The sequence below is a fragment of the Peribacillus sp. NPDC096447 genome, assembly GCF_044762725.1.
GTDB lineage: Bacteria > Bacillota > Bacilli > Bacillales > DSM-1321 > Peribacillus.
This window is the reverse complement of sequence record NZ_JBIWEV010000001.1, coordinates 485,049-503,196: the sequence shown is the minus strand read 5'-3', so window position 1 is coordinate 503,196 and position 18,148 is coordinate 485,049. Positions and strand designations below refer to the sequence as shown.

Annotated in this window: 23 protein-coding genes; 17 read left to right on the top strand and 6 right to left on the bottom strand. The window is 41.8% G+C overall.

Annotated elements, in window-relative coordinates; all coding sequences use genetic code 11:
• The 3 genes from ACIQZD_RS02550 to ACIQZD_RS02540 all read left to right on the top strand — a co-directional run bounded on the left by ACIQZD_RS02550 (position 1) and on the right by ACIQZD_RS02540 (position 2,144).
• Entirely contained in the window at positions 1 to 1,137 is a 1,137-nt protein-coding gene (locus ACIQZD_RS02550; RefSeq protein WP_402897806.1) for a bifunctional cystathionine gamma-lyase/homocysteine desulfhydrase, read from the top strand.
• 113 nt (positions 1,138 to 1,250) lie between these two features.
• Positions 1,251 to 1,517 carry a YrhC family protein gene (locus tag ACIQZD_RS02545; RefSeq protein ID WP_402897803.1) on the top strand — a complete coding sequence of 89 codons (267 nt, stop codon included), beginning with the start codon at positions 1,251 to 1,253 and terminating at the stop codon, positions 1,515 to 1,517.
• Positions 1,518 to 2,003: 486 nt separating this feature from the next.
• On the top strand, positions 2,004 to 2,144 hold the full coding sequence (locus tag ACIQZD_RS02540) for a YrzI family small protein (RefSeq protein WP_072273247.1): 141 nt from the start codon (positions 2,004 to 2,006) through the stop codon (positions 2,142 to 2,144).
• Positions 2,145 to 2,458: 314 nt separating this feature from the next.
• Here the strand turns inward: ACIQZD_RS02540 and ACIQZD_RS02535 are convergent, their stop codons facing one another.
• Positions 2,459 to 2,647 (bottom strand): sporulation protein YjcZ, encoded by a 189-nt coding sequence (locus ACIQZD_RS02535; RefSeq protein WP_402897800.1) that lies wholly within the window; start codon positions 2,645 to 2,647, stop codon positions 2,459 to 2,461.
• Between the two features lie 190 nt (positions 2,648 to 2,837).
• Here ACIQZD_RS02535 and sigK point away from each other — a divergent pair, with 190 nt between their 5' ends.
• Entirely contained in the window at positions 2,838 to 3,560 is a 723-nt protein-coding gene (gene sigK / locus ACIQZD_RS02530) for an RNA polymerase sporulation sigma factor SigK (RefSeq protein ID WP_034308596.1), read from the top strand.
• 193 nt (positions 3,561 to 3,753) lie between these two features.
• On the opposite strand, the gene ACIQZD_RS02525 is transcribed toward sigK, so the two are convergent.
• A complete protein-coding gene (locus ACIQZD_RS02525; RefSeq protein WP_402897796.1) occupies positions 3,754 to 4,056 on the bottom strand; it encodes a hypothetical protein in 303 nt (100 codons plus the stop codon).
• Between the two features lie 163 nt (positions 4,057 to 4,219).
• On the opposite strand from ACIQZD_RS02525, the gene ACIQZD_RS02520 reads away from it, so the two are divergent.
• On the top strand, positions 4,220 to 6,010 hold the full coding sequence (locus ACIQZD_RS02520) for a M3 family oligoendopeptidase (RefSeq protein ID WP_402897793.1): 1,791 nt from the start codon (positions 4,220 to 4,222) through the stop codon (positions 6,008 to 6,010).
• Between the two features lie 67 nt (positions 6,011 to 6,077).
• Here ACIQZD_RS02520 and pssA read toward each other — a convergent pair whose 3' ends face one another.
• Positions 6,078 to 6,617 (bottom strand): CDP-diacylglycerol--serine O-phosphatidyltransferase, encoded by a 540-nt coding sequence (gene pssA / locus ACIQZD_RS02515; RefSeq protein ID WP_207437093.1) that lies wholly within the window; start codon positions 6,615 to 6,617, stop codon positions 6,078 to 6,080.
• A 136-nt stretch (positions 6,618 to 6,753) separates the two neighbouring features.
• Here pssA and ACIQZD_RS02510 point away from each other — a divergent pair, with 136 nt between their 5' ends.
• Complete coding sequence (locus ACIQZD_RS02510; protein ID WP_402897790.1) at positions 6,754 to 7,539, top strand: phosphatidylserine decarboxylase; 786 nt, start codon at positions 6,754 to 6,756, stop codon at positions 7,537 to 7,539.
• Between the two features lie 52 nt (positions 7,540 to 7,591).
• On the opposite strand, the gene ACIQZD_RS02505 is transcribed toward ACIQZD_RS02510, so the two are convergent.
• Positions 7,592 to 7,732, bottom strand: a complete 141-nt coding sequence (locus ACIQZD_RS02505; RefSeq protein WP_034311351.1) for a sporulation histidine kinase inhibitor Sda — start codon at positions 7,730 to 7,732, stop codon at positions 7,592 to 7,594.
• A gap of 465 nt (positions 7,733 to 8,197) precedes the next feature.
• On the opposite strand from ACIQZD_RS02505, the gene ACIQZD_RS02500 reads away from it, so the two are divergent.
• The 8 genes from ACIQZD_RS02500 to ACIQZD_RS02465 are packed head-to-tail and all read left to right on the top strand — an operon-like array spanning position 8,198 to position 13,214.
• Positions 8,198 to 8,719, top strand: a complete 522-nt coding sequence (locus ACIQZD_RS02500) for a YqeG family HAD IIIA-type phosphatase (RefSeq protein WP_101222627.1) — start codon at positions 8,198 to 8,200, stop codon at positions 8,717 to 8,719.
• A complete protein-coding gene (gene yqeH, locus ACIQZD_RS02495; RefSeq protein ID WP_402897786.1) occupies positions 8,716 to 9,828 on the top strand; it encodes a ribosome biogenesis GTPase YqeH in 1,113 nt (370 codons plus the stop codon). Before ACIQZD_RS02500 ends, yqeH begins: the two co-directional genes overlap by 4 nt.
• A gap of 20 nt (positions 9,829 to 9,848) precedes the next feature.
• The gene (aroE, locus tag ACIQZD_RS02490) at positions 9,849 to 10,691 is read left to right on the top strand and encodes a shikimate dehydrogenase (RefSeq protein WP_350299527.1); all 843 of its coding nucleotides are present in this window, start codon (positions 9,849 to 9,851) and stop codon (positions 10,689 to 10,691) included.
• Positions 10,685 to 10,975: a ribosome assembly RNA-binding protein YhbY gene (gene yhbY, locus ACIQZD_RS02485; protein ID WP_076365174.1), complete on the top strand. Its 291-nt coding sequence runs from the start codon at positions 10,685 to 10,687 to the stop codon at positions 10,973 to 10,975. The genes aroE and yhbY overlap by 7 nt, the downstream gene beginning before the upstream one ends.
• A gap of 11 nt (positions 10,976 to 10,986) precedes the next feature.
• Complete coding sequence (locus ACIQZD_RS02480) at positions 10,987 to 11,556, top strand: nicotinate-nucleotide adenylyltransferase (RefSeq protein ID WP_101222624.1); 570 nt, start codon at positions 10,987 to 10,989, stop codon at positions 11,554 to 11,556.
• On the top strand, positions 11,546 to 12,118 hold the full coding sequence (yqeK, locus tag ACIQZD_RS02475) for a bis(5'-nucleosyl)-tetraphosphatase (symmetrical) YqeK (RefSeq protein WP_214743896.1): 573 nt from the start codon (positions 11,546 to 11,548) through the stop codon (positions 12,116 to 12,118). Before ACIQZD_RS02480 ends, yqeK begins: the two co-directional genes overlap by 11 nt.
• Positions 12,118 to 12,474, top strand: a complete 357-nt coding sequence (rsfS, locus tag ACIQZD_RS02470) for a ribosome silencing factor (protein ID WP_101222622.1) — start codon at positions 12,118 to 12,120, stop codon at positions 12,472 to 12,474. Before yqeK ends, rsfS begins: the two co-directional genes overlap by 1 nt.
• Complete coding sequence (locus ACIQZD_RS02465; protein ID WP_402897776.1) at positions 12,471 to 13,214, top strand: class I SAM-dependent DNA methyltransferase; 744 nt, start codon at positions 12,471 to 12,473, stop codon at positions 13,212 to 13,214. The genes rsfS and ACIQZD_RS02465 overlap by 4 nt, the downstream gene beginning before the upstream one ends.
• A gap of 103 nt (positions 13,215 to 13,317) precedes the next feature.
• Here ACIQZD_RS02465 and comER read toward each other — a convergent pair whose 3' ends face one another.
• Positions 13,318 to 14,148, bottom strand: a complete 831-nt coding sequence (comER, locus tag ACIQZD_RS02460) for a late competence protein ComER (RefSeq protein ID WP_402897773.1) — start codon at positions 14,146 to 14,148, stop codon at positions 13,318 to 13,320.
• A gap of 110 nt (positions 14,149 to 14,258) precedes the next feature.
• Between comER and ACIQZD_RS02455 the strand changes: the two genes are divergently transcribed.
• The 3 genes from ACIQZD_RS02455 (at position 14,259) to ACIQZD_RS02445 (ending at position 17,858) form a co-directional block, all read left to right on the top strand.
• Entirely contained in the window at positions 14,259 to 14,894 is a 636-nt protein-coding gene (locus ACIQZD_RS02455; protein ID WP_402897770.1) for a helix-hairpin-helix domain-containing protein, read from the top strand.
• A gap of 78 nt (positions 14,895 to 14,972) precedes the next feature.
• Positions 14,973 to 15,533 carry a ComE operon protein 2 gene (locus ACIQZD_RS02450; RefSeq protein WP_402897767.1) on the top strand — a complete coding sequence of 187 codons (561 nt, stop codon included), beginning with the start codon at positions 14,973 to 14,975 and terminating at the stop codon, positions 15,531 to 15,533.
• A gap of 18 nt (positions 15,534 to 15,551) precedes the next feature.
• Positions 15,552 to 17,858, top strand: coding sequence for a DNA internalization-related competence protein ComEC/Rec2 (locus ACIQZD_RS02445; RefSeq protein WP_402897762.1), 2,307 nt, complete (start codon positions 15,552 to 15,554; stop codon positions 17,856 to 17,858).
• A gap of 76 nt (positions 17,859 to 17,934) precedes the next feature.
• On the opposite strand, the gene ACIQZD_RS02440 is transcribed toward ACIQZD_RS02445, so the two are convergent.
• Positions 17,935 to 18,069: a YqzM family protein gene (locus tag ACIQZD_RS02440; RefSeq protein ID WP_034308559.1), complete on the bottom strand. Its 135-nt coding sequence runs from the start codon at positions 18,067 to 18,069 to the stop codon at positions 17,935 to 17,937.
• Positions 18,070 to 18,148: the final 79 nt, after the last annotated feature.

Here is an 18,148-nt window from a genome sequence, read left to right as displayed (position 1 = left end):
ATGAGAAAAAAAACACAATTGATCCATGGCGGCATTGTTGGTGATGAAAAAACAGGAGCGGTTTCGGTGCCGATTTATCAAGTGAGCACCTATAAACAGGATGGACCGGGTAATCACCGGGGGTATGAATATTCCCGTACAGGCAACCCAACCCGCCATGCCCTCGAAGAGTTGATCAAGGATCTCGAAGAAGGAAAAAGAGGCTTTGCCTTCGGATCAGGAATGGCAGCGATGACCGCGGTTATGATGCTGTTCAATCAAGGTGATCATGTATTGATGACCGATGACGTTTATGGAGGGTCATTCCGGGTCATCACTAAAGTGCTTAACCGCTTCGGGGTGGAGGCTACGTTCATTAATACGAGTGACATGCACTCGATTGAAAAAGAGATAAAGGATAATACGAAGGCACTGTTCATTGAAACTCCTACGAATCCATTATTGAAAATCACCGATCTGGAGGAAGTATCAAAAATAGCTAAAGAAAACGGCATCCTGACCATTGTGGATAATACCTTCAGTACGCCATACTGGCAAAATCCACTTACACTTGGAGCCGATGTCGTGCTTCATAGCGCTACGAAGTACCTGGGGGGACACAGCGATGTTGTAGCGGGTCTTGTCGTGGTGAATGATGAAAAACTTGGCAATGACCTTCATTTCATCCAAAACTCTACAGGAGGCGTGCTAGGGCCCCAGGATTCATGGCTGCTGATGCGAGGCATTAAAACGCTGGGTATCCGGATGGAAGAACATGAAAAAAATACATCCGAAATCGTCCGTTTCCTATCCGGGCATAAAGACGTTTCGAAAATCTATTACCCAGGTCTTGAAAGCCACCCGAATCATGATATTGCCAAAAAACAATCGCGTGGATTCGGCGGTATGGTTTCGTTTGATGTCGGCAGTGCCGAAAAAGCCGCATCCGTTTTGAATAAAGTGAGATTCTTTACACTTGCGGAAAGTCTGGGAGCAGTGGAAAGCTTAATTTCGATTCCAGCCTTGATGACACATGCCTCCATTCCGGCTGAGCGACGTGCAGAGCTTGGGATAACCGATGGGTTGATTCGCATTTCAGTTGGTCTGGAAGATGTTGAAGACCTGTTGGAAGACTTGGAACAAGCGCTACAAGGATAATCGGAGAGGGAACGCTTCCAAGCTAACTGCCATTATTTACACCCTGGAATTTGGAATAAATATGGTAGAATGAGATATCGATATCTTATTAGCTTGAAAGAAGGTGGAATGGCATGAAAAACCGCAAAAAACAAACGGCGGCAATGCTGCGTTCGAAAATGGTCGATTTTAAACAATTTGCGATCACTTTGTTATGTGTGGGTTCGTTCTTCTATATAGGAACCATCCTTCCCTCTGGCGACAAAGCGATGATTGACACATATGTCTATATGGGAGCGACAATAATGTTCCTGGGCATATCCATAGTATTTTTCTCCTTATCCAAAAAATATAAAAAGATCTTGGCCGAAATGGATGACCAGGACTCTTTAAAACAATAAAAGCAAACCTGATTCCTTAAAGGAATCAGGTTTTTTGTTTTTATAACATTGTTGCCCATAAAGGGGTAGATTTATCATACTGCTTCCCTCCTTTAGCTAATAATTGCTCTTGAAAATGGGTAAAAAGATCGAAATTTTCAAAAAAGTAGGCAAAAGCCGTTTACAAAAATTGAATTTATGGATATACTTACCAGGTAATAAAAAATATTCCAAAGGAGGTCGAAGAAAATGACATTGTATCTATATGGAGTCGTCGCAATCAGCCGGTCCGTTTCAAATGACAATCACATAACATTCGACCTGTGCCAAGCGGAATATTTCTAAAGCAATTTGGCTTTATTAATCATTCAGACATAGCGGCCGCAGGGAGAAGTGTTTTATCCTGCGGCCTTTTTATATTTTCAAAAAGAACCCGCAGGAGGACTTAACTTTCTGCGGCCTTTTTATGCCTTTTTGTTGGGCCGCCCCTTTAAAGGAGGTGATATTATGACACTGAATATGCTTTTTTTCACAATCACGATTAAAATGAAAAAAATGACTGCCGAGGAATGTTTGCAGCAGGAGAGAATCCACAAGATTCGAGAAGAACATCTAGATAAAGCGATGAAGCACCGTCCTTTTTTCTAAAAACATACGAGGTTGGTATCCCGTTCATTAAAATATAATTTTAAGAAAGGTGGAGGTTAATATGTTGAACTTGTTTTACGTAAAAGGAGAGAAGCGTTGCTATTGGCAGGAGAAGGATACCGGCTAAGGGATCTGCCGGTGTATTGCCAGCATTGTCATGGTTTGTATGTATATATGTACAGCGGAAGAGGCCATTGGAAACATGATAAAATTGAAGGTATGTTGTTATGACGATAACTCGGAACTGCAACGGTAGAAATGAATATGTAAAAGGGGAAACTCGGCACTAGGGCCGAGTTTTTTCTTTGCCTGAATCAGCAGCAAGGACCTGATCCTCCATAACCGAATCCACATCCCGGCAACCACCAAAACCCGAAAATGAGCAATAAAATCAAGAGGACAATAAACAGGCCATAACCAAAGCCGTAACCGGACCCTGCGTAGCAAGGCGCAGGAGCCGGATAACCATAGGTGCATCCGTATGGTCCATAGTTATATCCCATCGTAAAACCCCCTTTCCCTAAAAAATTCCCTATCATTATATGAACAATTGCCTTCGTTCGTTTGGGATATTCCTCCAGGCTGGTTTGAACATTTAACACTTTCCTGATTTCTTTTAGTGGGACAGACACGAACAAGCCCACTGCTGCATAGGTATGAATAGGGAAACCAAAGAAACGGGGGATGAAACCAATGCCCGGAATACTTACAGTTGTCGGTTATATTATCAAAGAATTTTACTTATTCGTTTCCTATGTGAAAAACAACGCTTTTCCCCAGCCTCTGTCATCTCAGGATGAAAAGAAATATCTGAAGCTTATGAGTGAGGGTGATGGTGATGCCCGTAACATCCTGATCGAGCATAATCTCAGGCTTGTTGCCCATATCGTCAAGAAATTCGAGAATACGGGCGAAGATACAGAGGATTTGATTTCGATTGGGACAATTGGATTGATAAAGGCCATTGAGAGTTATTCGGATGGGAAGGGTACGAAGCTGGCCACATATGCGGCGCGATGCATTGAGAATGAGATCCTGATGCATTTACGAGCGACAAAGAAAACGAAGAAAGATATCTCCCTGCATGATCCGATCGGTCAGGATAAAGAAGGAAATGAAATCAGTTTAATCGATGTACTGAAATCGGAATCGGAGGATGTCATCGATACGATTCAGCTCAATATGGAAATTGAAAAAGTGAAAAAGTATATTGATATTTTGGATGAACGCGAAAAGGAAGTCATTGTAGGCAGGTTCGGACTGGATTTGAAAAAGGAAAAAACCCAGAGGGAAATCGCTAAGGAGCTTGGCATTTCCCGCAGTTATGTATCAAGGATCGAAAAACGTGCCTTGATGAAGATGTTCCACGAATTTTACAGAGCAGAAAAAGAGAAGGAAAAGAAAGCTAAAGGATAGGAATGATAAAGTCAAAGAGAGTGCGGGGAAATTTCCCCGCACTCTTTTTCTTAATATTTATTACGGATCAAATCCGTAAATGCATGATAAATCTCAATTCCTTGAAAAAGGAACAGACGTGAAGCGGTTAAAGAAAAGACCCCTATCATAATTAATCGAAACCACATATGAATCACTCCTCCATTTTATTTTTTTATAAAATGTCAGAGCGTAAGGCTACGTAATTCGCCTGAAAAAAAACCGGACTGAGATATCGCAGGCGAAGATTTGAGTGAAAATAAAGAAAACTCAAAATGGAAAATTCGAAAATGAGAACAATGATAAGTGACTGCCAGGAATTGAAGGAAGGCACGAAAGGCTGTTTCTTGTCGGCCTTATCCCAATGGTGAACATCGGTATGTTCTTCAATGGTCAGCTGCTGTGCATGTTGATGGAACTGTATGGGCAGCGTCCAAAGGAGCAGGATGATGGCAGACATGTGAATAAAGAATTTCATATGAATCAACCACCCCTTTCCCAAGAATATATTCATCATAACATGCTTTTAATCTGGGATATAGAAAAATGTTCTGACAAATATACTGAAAATTCCTTTTAATTAGAAAAATTTTGAATTAACCTCTATAATGGGATTAGTGATAAAAAGGGGGCAATTTAGTATGGGATATTCTTTGACGTGGGATTTGGATATTTTTTTTAAAGGAGGAAGCTCTTCTAAGGAGTTCTTGATTTTTTTAGATGAAATTAACGAAGAGGTAAAAGAATTAGACCGACTTGTAAGCAATATCAATCCAAAAGGAAATGATGAAATCAGTTTAATCGAGGCATTTGATCTTTTTAAAAATACAAATATGAAATCCACGCAAGCCAATGCTTTCATTGGATGCCTGGAAGCTCAAAATGCGCAGGATAAAAAGGCTGGTCAGCTGCGGATCAAACAAATGAAGATAGTCGCTTCACTAAAAATGGTGTTAAGCAGGCTGGATGAAAAGTTGATACAGCTTGATGATGCGTTTTTTAAAAAAATCCTCGAAAAAGAACCATTGAATGAATTGAAATTCGTATTGAATGAACGCCGGGAAAAGGCAAAGGAAAAGCTTTCGGTGAAGGAAGAATCATTAATCACCCAATTGGCCATGGACGGTTTCGAAGGTTGGGGCCAAATGTATAATACGATCGTCGGTTCAATGACCATCCCTTATAAGGGTGAAAAGCTTTCTGTAGGCCAAGCGGCGAATAAATTTTCTGATCCTGATGAAGGGGCCCGGAAAGAATTATTTACCGCATGGGAACAGGCTTGGGAGGAAAAGAGTGACCTTTTTGCCCGGACGCTGAACCACTTGGCTGGATTCCGTCTCAGTGTGAATGAAAAAAGGGGCTGGGATGATATTTTGAAAGAGCCTCTTGAAATAGGGAGGATGAAAAAAGAAACCCTCGAAAGCATGTGGAATGTCATTGCCGATCATAAGGAGCCGCTTGTGAGGTTTTTAAAAAGGAAAGCGGAGTTATTGGATTTGGATAAATTAAGTTGGGCGGATTTGGATGCACCGCTTGCTGTTACAGCACAGTCCAAAGTTATGGATTATGAAGAAGGTGCAGACTTTATCATACAGCAATTCTCTAAGTTCGGTTCTCAATTAGGAAGCTTCACCCAAAAAGCTTTTGAAGACAGCTGGATTGAAGCGGAGGACAGACCAGGTAAAAGACCAGGCGGTTTTTGCACCGGCTTCCCATTAAATAAGCAGTCAAGGATTTTCATGACGTATTCGGGCACCCCATCCAATGTATCGACATTGGCTCATGAATTGGGACATGCATTCCATTCTTATGCAATGAGGGATATCCATCCATTGAATCGGTCATATGCCATGAATGTGGCTGAAACCGCCTCTACCTTTGCTGAATTGGTCGTAGCGGATGCGGCTGTGAAGGAAGCGGCCAGTGAGGAAGAAAAGCTTGTGCTTTTAGAAGATAAAATTCAGCGTTCCGTGGCATTACTCATGAATATCCATGCCCGCTACTTATTCGAGACAAGGTTTTATGACGAGAGGAAACAAGGGTATGTCAGTGCCGAACGGTTGAATGAACTGATGGTCGATGCACAAAAAGAAGCTTATGGCGATGCTTTAAGTGATTATAATCCAACGTTCTGGGCTTCAAAGCTCCATTTCTATATTACGGGTGTACCATTTTATAATTTTCCGTACACATTCGGTTACTTATTCTCATTAGGCATATACGCGAATGCCCTGAAAGAACCTGCAGGATTCGAAGAAAAATATATCGCTCTATTAAAGGATACCGGTTCCATGAAGGTCGAGGATCTGGCGGAGAAACATTTAGGCGTCGATTTGGAGACCCGGGATTTTTGGGAAGAAGCGGTCAATGCCTGTATGGAGGATGTTGAAGAATTCATGCGTTTGACCGACCCATTAGTCCGAAAAGCATAAGATGGGTTTTAGGCTGAATATGAACGAAAAAAAGCGGATGTCCGGTTTAGGACATCCGCTTTCTTATTTAAACTTTCTTCAGTTTAAATGGACTGACCATAAGCAATGATAATATAATCATGAGGGATAAGAAAAAGACCGGATGGAAATACGGGATGGCGAGATAACTTAAAGTAGCGATGCAGCCCGCAACCGTAATTGGCACTCCTGTAAAATATCCATTGCTTTCACTTATATTGAAGCGGGCGAGGCGAAATGCGCCACAGCCAATATAGAAAACCGTGAAGAGTGTGCCGGGTGCTCCGAATTCTATCAATATTCCTTGGTATAATAATAGAGCTGGTGCGACGCCAAAAGATATGATGTCACACATGGAATCAAGCTGCTTACCCAATTCCGATTCAATGTTGAACTTCCGTGCAACCATACCGTCAAAGCGATCTGCAAGGGCAGCCAGGAAGATTAAAAGCAGGCTTAAATTCAATTGGCCGTGCATCACGGCAATTATTGCAAATCCACCAAGGGATAAATTCATTAAAGTAAGTATATTTGCTGTTTGTGCTTTCACTTTTTTAATGGTTTGATCGAGGGCGTGTAATAAAAACATCTTTTCACTCCTTTCAAATGAAACAAATTAAAACAAAATATAGTAAACATAAGTATTTATTATATAATAATATTTTACTTAACACAATTTATGCAAGGGAATTTTAGAATAATTTTACAATTTGGAGTGGTTTTATTTGTTTCAGTCTTTATATCGCATTCTTATTGAACTGACGAATGGTCAGTATTCATCAGGATTATTAAAGCATTTTAGCCAATCTCGTTGGAGCAGGCCCTTAATTTTACTGTATGTAAAAACATTCAACCTTAATCAACAAGAATTTGGTAAGGAGTTAAAAGCTTATAGCAATCTGCACGAGCTATTTACAAGGCAGTTAAAAGCGGACGCCAGGCCAATTACGGCAGATCCTTCTGCGGTGGCTTGTCCTGTTGACGGTGTTCTTGAGGATTCAGGGGAGATACGGGCTGATAAAAAGATCGTCGTTAAGGGAAAGATATATTCAATGGAGGAAATGCTCGGGGATGAGCTTTTTTTGGAAAAGTACTTAGGCGGCAAATATCTCGTGTTATACTTAAGCCCGAGTCATTACCATAGGATCCATGCACCAATCAAGGGTTCCGTAGTCAAACGCTGGACCCTTGGAAGGAAATCGTACCCCGTCAATAAATGGGGGATGAAATATGGAAAAGAGCCGTTATCAAAAAATTATCGGACAGTAACTGAATTGCAAAATGAAGCGGGAAGTTTGGCGATGGTGAAAGTCGGGGCCATGTTCATAAATTCGATCGTCATTACTGATGAATCGGATGAATTGGAAAAAGGGCAGGAATTTTCTTATTTCAGCTTTGGGTCAACAGTGGTGCTTCTTTTTGAAAAAGGCAGTTTTGAACTTGAAGGAAACATATCCATTCCCGCAGATGTCCGTGTAGGTGAAACGATCGGTTTCATGAGGGCCGTCTAACTTCAATTGAAAATAAGAGGCTGACATTTGATGTCAGCCTATGTATTCCATATTAAAATATTGATCGGATTTTATGCGTTAAGGATCTTCGATGAATTTCCGTTTCTATGAGGCGGATGAAATCGGTACTCAACTTTAAATTCTGTGCTTTAAAATAGGATTCAAGCAACAGGTCATCAGATAGTTTTTGCATCAGAACGCCATATACGGCTGCTCACCTCCAGTAGGGATTGCGAGGAATAATTTGGTATTTACTTGCATATATTGATAAGTCTTCCTTGATGTACCCCTACTGTATCAGAAATAAACGTGGAGAACAATCGTTCTGTTATCCACAGTTGAAAGTGGATAACCTGTGGTTAAGTTGTTTACAAGGTGAACGAAATGGTGCACATCAGTATGGAAAATGTTAGTAAAGTTATCCACAGGTTGAACAAATGAAATTTTTGTCGAAATCTTTTATGAATAATTAGTTCTTTGGTTCTGGTCTGCCTGCAAATTTCCCATTATTTAATAAAAAATGCCTTTCCATATCTGAAAACATCCATTATGATGTTTCTTTACCGTCAGCCCTTCTTTCCTAATTTTTTTTGAAAGTGAGCTAAAAATTCGATATGATGGAAACGGTAAATTTTAATGAAAATATAGAGGTGTCAATATGCTTAAATTATTTTTGCCGAGTGAACATGTTAAAAGCATTTTTAATATAGATCCTCAAGAATTGAAAAAAAGAGGGATCAAGGGAGTCATTACCGATTTGGATAATACTCTCGTTGAATGGGACAGGCCAACTGCCACCCCCGATTTAATCAAATGGTTCGACAATTTGCGGGATCATGGGATTTTAGTGACGATCGTGTCCAATAATAATGAAAATCGGGTTCGAGCTTTTTCCGATCCGCTTCACATTCCGTTTATCTTCCAGGCCAGAAAACCGATGGTAAGAGCTTTCAATAAAGCCCGTAAGTCAATGGGATTGAAATTGGAAGAAACGGTGGTAATCGGCGATCAGTTATTGACGGATGTATTGGGAGGGAACAGAGGCGGGTTTCATACGATCTTAGTGCTCCCTGTTGCACAAACCGACGAATTCAGAACAAGGATCAATCGTTATTTTGAAAGAAAGATCATGGCGTTTTTTAAACGAAAAGGAATGATAGAATGGGAGGATCACAATTGAACAATCATCAAGAATTAGTGTGCATCGGCTGCGGTGTTAAGGTCCAGACTGAAGATCCGAAGGAGTTGGGCTATGCCCCTAAATCAGCCCTGGAAAAAGAGACGATCGTTTGTCAGCGCTGCTTTAAATTGAAACATTATAACGAAGTTCAGGATGTATCCTTAACAGACGATGACTTCTTGAAAATCTTGAATAAAGTAGGCGAAACCGACTCTTTAATCGTCAAAATCGTCGATATTTTTGATTTCAATGGAAGCTGGCTGCCTGGCCTTCATCGATTTGTAGGAAGGAATGATGTTCTTCTGATCGGAAATAAGGTCGATTTATTGCCTAAATCCGTAAAAACGAACAAGTTGATCAATTGGATGAAGCAATCGTCAAAGGAATTGGGTCTTAACCCGGTTGATGTCCTGCTTGTCAGTGCGGAAAAGGGAAAGCACATACTGGAAGCGGCTGATGCGATTGAGCGGTACCGCAAAGGTAAAGATGTCTATGTGGTGGGCTGTACGAATGTAGGTAAATCCACTTTCATCAACCGTCTTATAAAAGAATTGAGCGGTGATGAAGGCGATATCATCACGACTTCCCACTTCCCTGGGACTACCTTGGATATGATCGAAATTCCTTTGGATGATGAACAGGCATTGATCGATACACCGGGAATCATTAATCATCATCAAATGGCTCACTATGTGGACAAACGGGACTTCAAGGTGATTATGCCGAAAAAGGAAATCAAGCCGAGAGTTTACCAACTGAATGAAGGACAGACGCTATTTTTCGGAGGGTTGGCCCGACTGGACTATGTCTCAGGCGGAAGGCGTTCACTGACTTGCTACCTTTCGAATGAATTGAATATTCACCGTACGAAACTGGAAAATGCCGATGAATTGTATAAAAACCATGCCGGGGAATTATTGACGCCCCCACGGCCTGAACAAATCGAGGAGTTTCCGAAGCTGATTCCACATGAATTCTCCTTGAAAGATGGTAAAATGGATATTGTGTTTTCTGGTCTTGGCTGGGTGACGGTCAATGAGCCAGGAGCGAAAATCGTTGCACATGTTCCAAAGGGCGTCAATGTGATCGTTCGCAAATCATTAATCTAAATATAGGGGTCGTCTAGTCTATGAAAAAGATATATGGGGTAATGGGAGATCCAATTGCACATTCGATGTCACCGGACATTCATAATGATGCATTTGAAAAAGAAAATATAGAAGCGGTTTATCATCATTTTCATGTGACACCTGAGCGTTTGAACGATGCCGTAAAAGGCATGAAAGCCCTTGGTATAGAAGGGTTTAACATCACGATTCCTCATAAGACTTCAATCATCCCTTTCCTTGATGAAGTGGATGAACTGGCCCTTGCAATCGGGGCTGTAAATACGGTTGTTAACAAAAATGGTCGGTTTATAGGGTATAATACAGACGGAAAAGGATTTTTCAAATCTTTATGCGATGAAATATCAGGTGACATCAAGGCTAAAAAAACGTTAGTGATCGGAGCGGGCGGTGCTGCGCGTGCGATTTATTTTACCCTCGTGAAAGAAGGGGTAAAGCAAGTTGATATTGCAAACCGGACAAAGGAAAGGGCGGCCCAGCTTGTTTCTGATTGCCCATATGATAAAGTATCGAAGGCACTCTCGATTATCGAAGCGGAAGAAAGCTTATCACAATATGATTTAATCATCCAAACGACTTCTTCTGGAATGAGTCCTGAATTGGATCATTCACCGTTAAAGGTCGACCAGCTTAAAACCGGTGCCATTGTCAGTGATATCATCTATAACCCTCTGCAAACCAAACTGCTGCGTGAAGCGGGGGAAAAAGGGGCGGAAACGCAAAATGGGCTGGGGATGTTCATCAACCAGGCCGCACTCGCTTTTGAGATATGGACAGGCATTATGCCGGATACAGCAAGAATGACAGATATTGTCTTGAACAAACTAGGAGGTAACACATGTTAACAGGTAAACAAAAAAGATTTTTACGATCAAAGGCCCACCACCTCAACCCAATTTTTCAAGTTGGTAAGGGCGGCGTCAATGATAATCTCATCAAGCAAATTGGTGAGGCGCTTGAAGTACGTGAATTAATCAAGGTCAGCATCCTGCAAAACTGTGAAGAGGACCGCGATGATGTGGGACTTTCTTTATCAAAGGGTGCACGGGCGGAATTGGTTCAGATTATCGGCAACACAATTGTGCTGTATAAAGAATCAAAAGAAAACAAACAACTTAAATTACCTTAAGGAACCTATCTATGAAAAAAATTGGAATTCTTGGCGGTACATTCAATCCTCCGCATATCGGGCATTTGATTATAGCGAATGAAGTGCTGGATGCCCTTGAGCTAGATGAAATCAGGTTCATGCCAAATCACGTTCCTCCACATAAGGAAAAATCGGAGGAAGTAACCGATATGGACAGGCTGGCTATGTTGGAAAACGCGATAGCCGGAAACCCATCTTTTTATATTGAGGGTATTGAAATAGAAAGAAAAGGCACATCTTATACGTATGACACGATAAAATTGCTGAAAGAGCTTGAGCCAACCAATGAGTTCTATTTCATAATTGGCGCAGACATGATTGAGTACTTACCGAATTGGCACCGTATCGACGAGCTGGTGCATATGGTCAATTTCGTCGGTGTGAAGCGCCCTGGATATGATGAAAAGACCGTATACCCAATCACGATGGTCAAAGTCCCCCAGATGTTCATTTCGTCCTCCATGATAAGAAGGAAGTTAAGAACGGGGAAAACCGTGAAATATTTAATAGCAGATCCAGTGGTGAAGTATATTAAAGGGAATGGTTTATATGAATCGTGAGGAAGCATTGGCACTGGTCAAAGAACAAATCACTGAGCGAAGGTACATTCATACCTTGGGTGTGGTCGAGTCAGCGATTGAACTTGCTGAACGGTATGGTGCCGACGTCAAAAAAGCGGAACTGGCAGCAATTTTCCATGATTATGCAAAATTCCGTCCAAAAGAGGAAATGGAGCAAATTATAATCGCTGAAAAAATGGACCCGGCTTTACTTGAATACAATATGGAGCTGTGGCACGCTCCTGTCGGGGCTTATCTGGTGAAAAAGGAAGCTGGCATTCAGGACGCTGAAATCTTGGATGCGATTGCCTATCACACGTCTGGCAGGGTTGGCATGAGCCTTTTGGATAAAGTCGTATACCTTGCCGACTATATTGAGCCGGGACGTTCTTTTCCCGGTGTCGACGAAGTCAGGCAGACAGCAAAGCAAAATTTGGATCATGCTGTCATTCAGGCTTTAAGGAATACAGTTGTTTTTTTAATGAAAAGAAATCAGGCAATTTACCCTGACACATTTAAGACATATAATGATTTGATCATGAATTTGAAGGAGAAGATGTAATGACTGAACGTGAACTTCTTGTAATTGCAGCAAAAGCGGCGGATGATAAAAGAGCGGAGGATATCGTGGCATTGAACATGCAAGGTATTTCCCTTGTAGCGGATTACTTTTTGATCTGCCACGGTAATTCTGAAAAACAAGTACAAGCAATAGCTCGTGAAATGAAGAGCAAAGCTGATGAATCAGGAATCAATGTAAAACGTCTTGAAGGTTTTGACGAGGCGAAATGGGTGCTTGTGGATCTTGGCGATGTAGTGGCCCATATTTTCCATAAAGATGAAAGAAACTACTATAATCTTGAACGTTTATGGGGAGATGCACCTTTTGAAGATCTAGAGAGTGAACTGACTACATGACTTATGAACGCTTTGCCTATGTATACGATGAATTGATGAAGGACGCACCTTATGAAAAATGGCTGATGATCCTTACGGCGAAGCTGGAACAGTATGGAATTGGTGGAAGGAAAGTCCTTGATTTAGCGTGTGGAACCGGGGAAATGACCGTTGAATTGGCGCAACACGGATTCGAAGTCACCGGCGTGGATTTATCTGATGAAATGCTTCTTGTTGCCAATGAAAAGGCGGTTAAGCTTGGATTATCAATTCCGCTTTTCCAGCAGAATATGGCAGAACTCGAGGGACTTGGCCAATTTGATTGTGTCACGATTTTTTGTGATTCGCTGAACTACCTTCGCGATGAGGAGGATATAGTCAAGACGTTCAGCCGGGTTCATGAGCATTTGAAGGATGGCGGATTATTCTTGTTTGATATCCATTCCATTTATAAAATGGAAGAAATCTTTCGCGATAATACGTTTGCTGTCAACGGTGAAGAAGTATCCTATATATGGGACTGCTTCCCGGGTGAAGAACCTTACAGTGTTGAGCATGATTTAAGTTTTTTCGTAAGGGACGATGAAAGCGGACTGTATGACCGTTTTGATGAGTTGCATTATCAACGGACCTATCCGGTTGATCAATATAAAAAGTGGTTGGAGCAAGCAGGTTTTACGGTTTCTGAAATTCTGGCGGATCTTGAAGAAGCACCGCTCGTAGCGGAAACCGAAAGAATCTTGTTTGTAGCCAGTAAATAATAAAGAGGTCAAGAATCCCCGTTCGTACATCATCCTGTACGAGTGGAGGTCTGACCTCTTCTTTTTTTATTTTAAGAAGGAATTGAGATATAAATTACGAATATTAATAAGGATGGCCGAACTGCTTTTCAACTTCGTGAAGGTCCTCTGCAAACTTTTCATGTGTCGCTTGAAAAAGATGATGGAACATTTCCCCTGTTTCAGCTTCTAAAACCTTGATCCCCTCACCCGTTATTCCACCCTTTACACAAACCTTTTCCTGCAAGGTCGGCAATGTATAAACCCCTTTACCAAGCAGTTCCCCTAAGCCAACCAGCATATTCTCAGTCAAAGTCGTAGCCGTTTCTTTATCTATCTTCGTCGTTTGGCAGGCCGCGTCAATAAAAGCTTGTGCTAAATAGCTGAAGAAGGCAGGTCCGCAGCTGACGATATCGGAAGCTACCCGGGTGATATCATTTTCAATGATGACCGGTGCCGATATGGCGGAGGCCAAATCATATAAAGCTGACACTTTCTCCTTACTGCAGCTCTTGCTGAAACTCAGTAACGATACCCCTGAACCGACACGGTTCGTTATGCTCGGTATAAAACGGGCACAGGGGGCATTCACTGCCGATTCAAGCTGGGAGACTGAAAGCGGGCTTGTGATGGAAATGACCAGCTGATCCCTTTTTATATGATGTTTGATGCCTTGTAATAGGCTGTTAATTTGTAATGGTTTTACACAGAGAAAGATAAAGTCGGCTTGTTGGACGATTTCGGCTGCGCTTTCCGCAACCTTGATGCCAGGGTGTTTTTCTTTCAGCTCCAATGCTTTGGAAAGTGTGCGATTTGTAATGACTAGATCTGCCGGATTCAATATTTTTGCCTCCAGCCATGCCTCGATTAAAATGGTACCCATATTTCCGGTTCCGATAACACCGATTTTCTTCAATTCCGATCAACTCCTCTCACTTAAAGCGATTGATTCTCCTAAAAACACTATGTATTTTTAATCTGTCCTATGACAATGTATCGTGCGAAATCCAAATAGGAGGCAAAGAAATGGATGAAATTTTAAAAAGGAAAATGACGAAGATTACCGTTGCGGTGGCATTTGTTGCAGCTGGCATTTACTTTTTTTTGCAACAAGGGGAGGATCCGTCGGATACGGCAGATATATTTTCCATTTCTGAGAAAGAAGCTGAAATCGAACAAAGTGAAAATGAAACGGCTGCCGAACCTGTGATCATTAAAGTGGACGTTAAAGGAGCGGTCAATTCCCCAGGCATTTTTACTGCACAGGCGGGTGACCGGGTGATTGATTTAATTTCGGCTGCAGGCAGTTTTACGGACAAGGCGGATAAAAATAAAGTGAATTTTGCCCAAATCGTCGAAGACCAAATGGTCATTTATGTTCCGGAAATAGGTGAAGAAGTCACGGGGAACTTGGAGAATATACAAGTCGGGTCGTCTGGTGATGCCGCCACTAAGGGGGCGTCAGGAGAACTGGTGAACTTGAATACAGCTACACAGGAAGATTTGGAAACCTTGACGGGAATTGGACCATCCAAAGCGAATGCGATCCTGGAATACAGGGAAACCATAGGGAAATTCAAGGACGTCGATGAATTGAAGAAGGTAACGGGAATCGGCGTTAAAACGTTTGAAAGGTTACGGGATTCCATTTCGGTGAAATGAATGATTGAATATGCTACACAAATGGACAAGAAGAGGGTAAAATTGAAGAAAATCATTCTAGTGGTAAGGGGATACAACATGAACAGAATTAGTTGGGATCAATATTTCATGGCGCAAAGCCATTTATTAGCCTTAAGAAGCACATGTACACGTCTCACTGTAGGGGCGACCATCGTCAGGGACAACAGAATCATTGCGGGGGGATATAATGGGTCCATTGCGGGAGGGACGCATTGTATTGATGACGGCTGTTATGTAATTGATAATCATTGTGTCAGAACGATACATGCAGAAATGAATGCACTTTTACAATGTGCTAAATTTGGGGTGCCTACTGATGGGGCGGAAATATATGTGACGCATTTTCCGTGTCTTCAGTGCTGTAAATCACTCATCCAAGCTGGCATCAAGGCTGTTTATTATGCGGAAGATTACAAAAATCATCCATATGCCCTGGAATTATTTAAACAGGCTGGCGTCAAGACCGAGAAGGTTGAAGCAAAAGGGGCCATCGATGTTAATGGAAAACAAAAAAAGGACTTTGTATTCTCATTGTTAGCTCAACTTGAACGAACAGGCCTGGGAAAAGAAGCTGTATCCGAGCTGGAAAAGCAGGCCAATCAGATTTTTGAAAATTAAATAGGACGGGGGGCAGGCATGGCTCGACACCTTATCTTATTAGCCGTTTCGGCCACATTTGGTGTTACGGCCCATTCTTTTTTTAATGTAAGGCTGCTGATCATCATCCTTACTTTTCTCTGTTTTCTTTATTTTTCGGGTGGGTTAAGTGTGAAGGCCCTTAGTTTTCATTTGGTGATCATGGGGATGTTTTTAGGGGCCGCCTCCTTCACCGATTACCGCAACAAAACTGCCTATCACGGAACGGAAAGCCAATTTAGCATTACATTTACCGATCAACCGAATATAGATGGAAATTCTTTAAAAGGATTCGTTGCCAGTGAGAAAGGCGAACGGTTAATGCTTCGTTATAAAATCACCACTGAACTGGAACAGGAAAAGCTGGGTCAGTTTCTGCGAATCGGTTTATCATGTCCGGCCGAAGGGACATTGCAAATTCCCGACAAAAACAGAAATGAAAACAGTTTCGATTATCAGCGTTATCTTTTCCGTCAAGGCACCCATTGGATTTTCAAAGCGGGTTCCATTTCATTTCAAGAATGTAAAGTGGCTGGAAACCCGATTCTTGTTTCAATACGTAATTTGCGCCTGAAGGGGATTACGTATATTAGAGAACACTTTCCAGAAGAATCGAGCGGTTTTGTCACTGCCCTCATATTCGGCGACCAGACATATATAGATGAAGGCGACCTTACTAATTATCAGCGGCTCGGTCTGGTTCATTTACTGGCTATTTCCGGTCTTCATGTCAGTTTTTTAACGGGGCTGTTATTTTACTTCGGCATCAGGGTCGGCATTACAAGGGAAAGAATGATGATGGCCATCTTAATCTTCCTTCCGGTTTACATGTTACTTTCAGGTGCCAGTCCATCAGTGGTGAGATCCTGTTTAATGGCTATGCTTTTCTTTCTACTCCTGCTATTCAAGAAGCGGATCTCGGCGGGTGCCGCAATCGGATCGGCTTATATGGCACTTTTGTTTTTTCGGCCTAATATGCTCTATGATATAGGTTTTCAGCTTTCATTCGCGGTCACGTTCTCCATTATCATGTCTTCAAGCATTTTCTTGCAATACCCGAAGAAAACAACGCAGCTATTCATCGTCAGTTCCATCTGCCAATTGGCAGCCCTTCCGATTTTGCTTTTTCACTTTTTTGAAGCATCCATTCTTGGGGTGTTTCTGAACGTATTGTATGTTCCGCTATATTCCATCATATTGCTGCCATTTTCACTGATTTCCCTCTTCATTCATATATTACTGCCTTCCTTGGGGCAACCCCTCATTTCATTATTGAATTATACCTTCATACTCTGCAATAAAGCTGCGGATAGTGCATCGCATTTGCCGCTTGCCTCCATTCCGTTTGGAAAACCACCTTTCATCACAATGCTATTACTTGTTATTTCGCTTTTAGGATTATACCTTACTTGGGAAGTATCCTTTGAAAAAAGTAAAATCTGGTGCGGAATAATAATTGTGCTTTTACTTTTGCAATATAACTTACAAAGGTTCTCGCCTTTTGGCGAAGTGCAGATCATCGACGTTGGGCAAGGTGACTCCATTTTAATTATCCTGCCTTTCAATCGCGGTAACTATTTGATTGATACGGGTGGGCAAATTACATTTCCAATCGACACGTGGGCAAAAAAGCGAAAGAAGTTCAACACCGCGGATGATATCATTATTCCATTATTGAAAAGTAAGGGAATCCACCAATTGGACAAACTGATTTTAACCCATCCGGACGCAGATCATATGGGAAGTGCAAAAGAATTAATAGAAAATTTTAATGTTGGGGAGATCATCATTGGAGGCTGGAGTGAAGAGCAATACAGGGATACGGATTTTGTGTCCGTGGCAAGAGATAAAAAAATGAAAATGACTGTCCTGAAAAGGGGGGACCATTGGGTGGCGGGCGGAGCGCCCTTTGCTGTAATAAGTCCATATGAGAAAGAAGAAAATAAGAATGATTCATCCATAGTTCTATTCACGGAGCTTGGGGGATTGTCATGGTTATTGACCGGCGACATGGGAGAAGAAGGGGAAAGTGAACTTTTGAGAACATTTCCGCAGTTGCAGGCGGATATCTTGAAGGTCGGTCACCATGGCAGCAAAACTTCTTCTTCCACGCCCTTCCTTGAACAGCTGCAGCCGAAAGCGGCGCTTATTTCAGTTGGAAAAGATAATGGCTACGGTCACCCTCATCGAGACGTAATTGGGAATCTGGAGAGAAATGGCATAAAGGTGTTCAGGACGGACGAGGATGGTTCTATTATTTACAAGTATTACAAAAGCAGTGGAACCTTTCGGAAGACTCTCCCATAGTATGTAGAAAATCAAAAAGAAAGAGACTGCAACGGCAGCCTCCATCAGGAAAAATAAGTGCATGTAGTAAATGAAATCAGGATCCGACAGCTTTAATGACGACAGCTATGGTGAACATGGCAGCGAAAAATACAAAAGAACCGATGAATCCTATAGCGGAATCAGCGACGTCATCTGTCTTTGATTGAACATTCTTTTCGAATTCGTTCATTGTTTACCCCTCCTATTTCTGCTAATAGTATAAAACATTACCAAAAAAAAATCTACAGGCTTCATTCCTTCATTTCCTT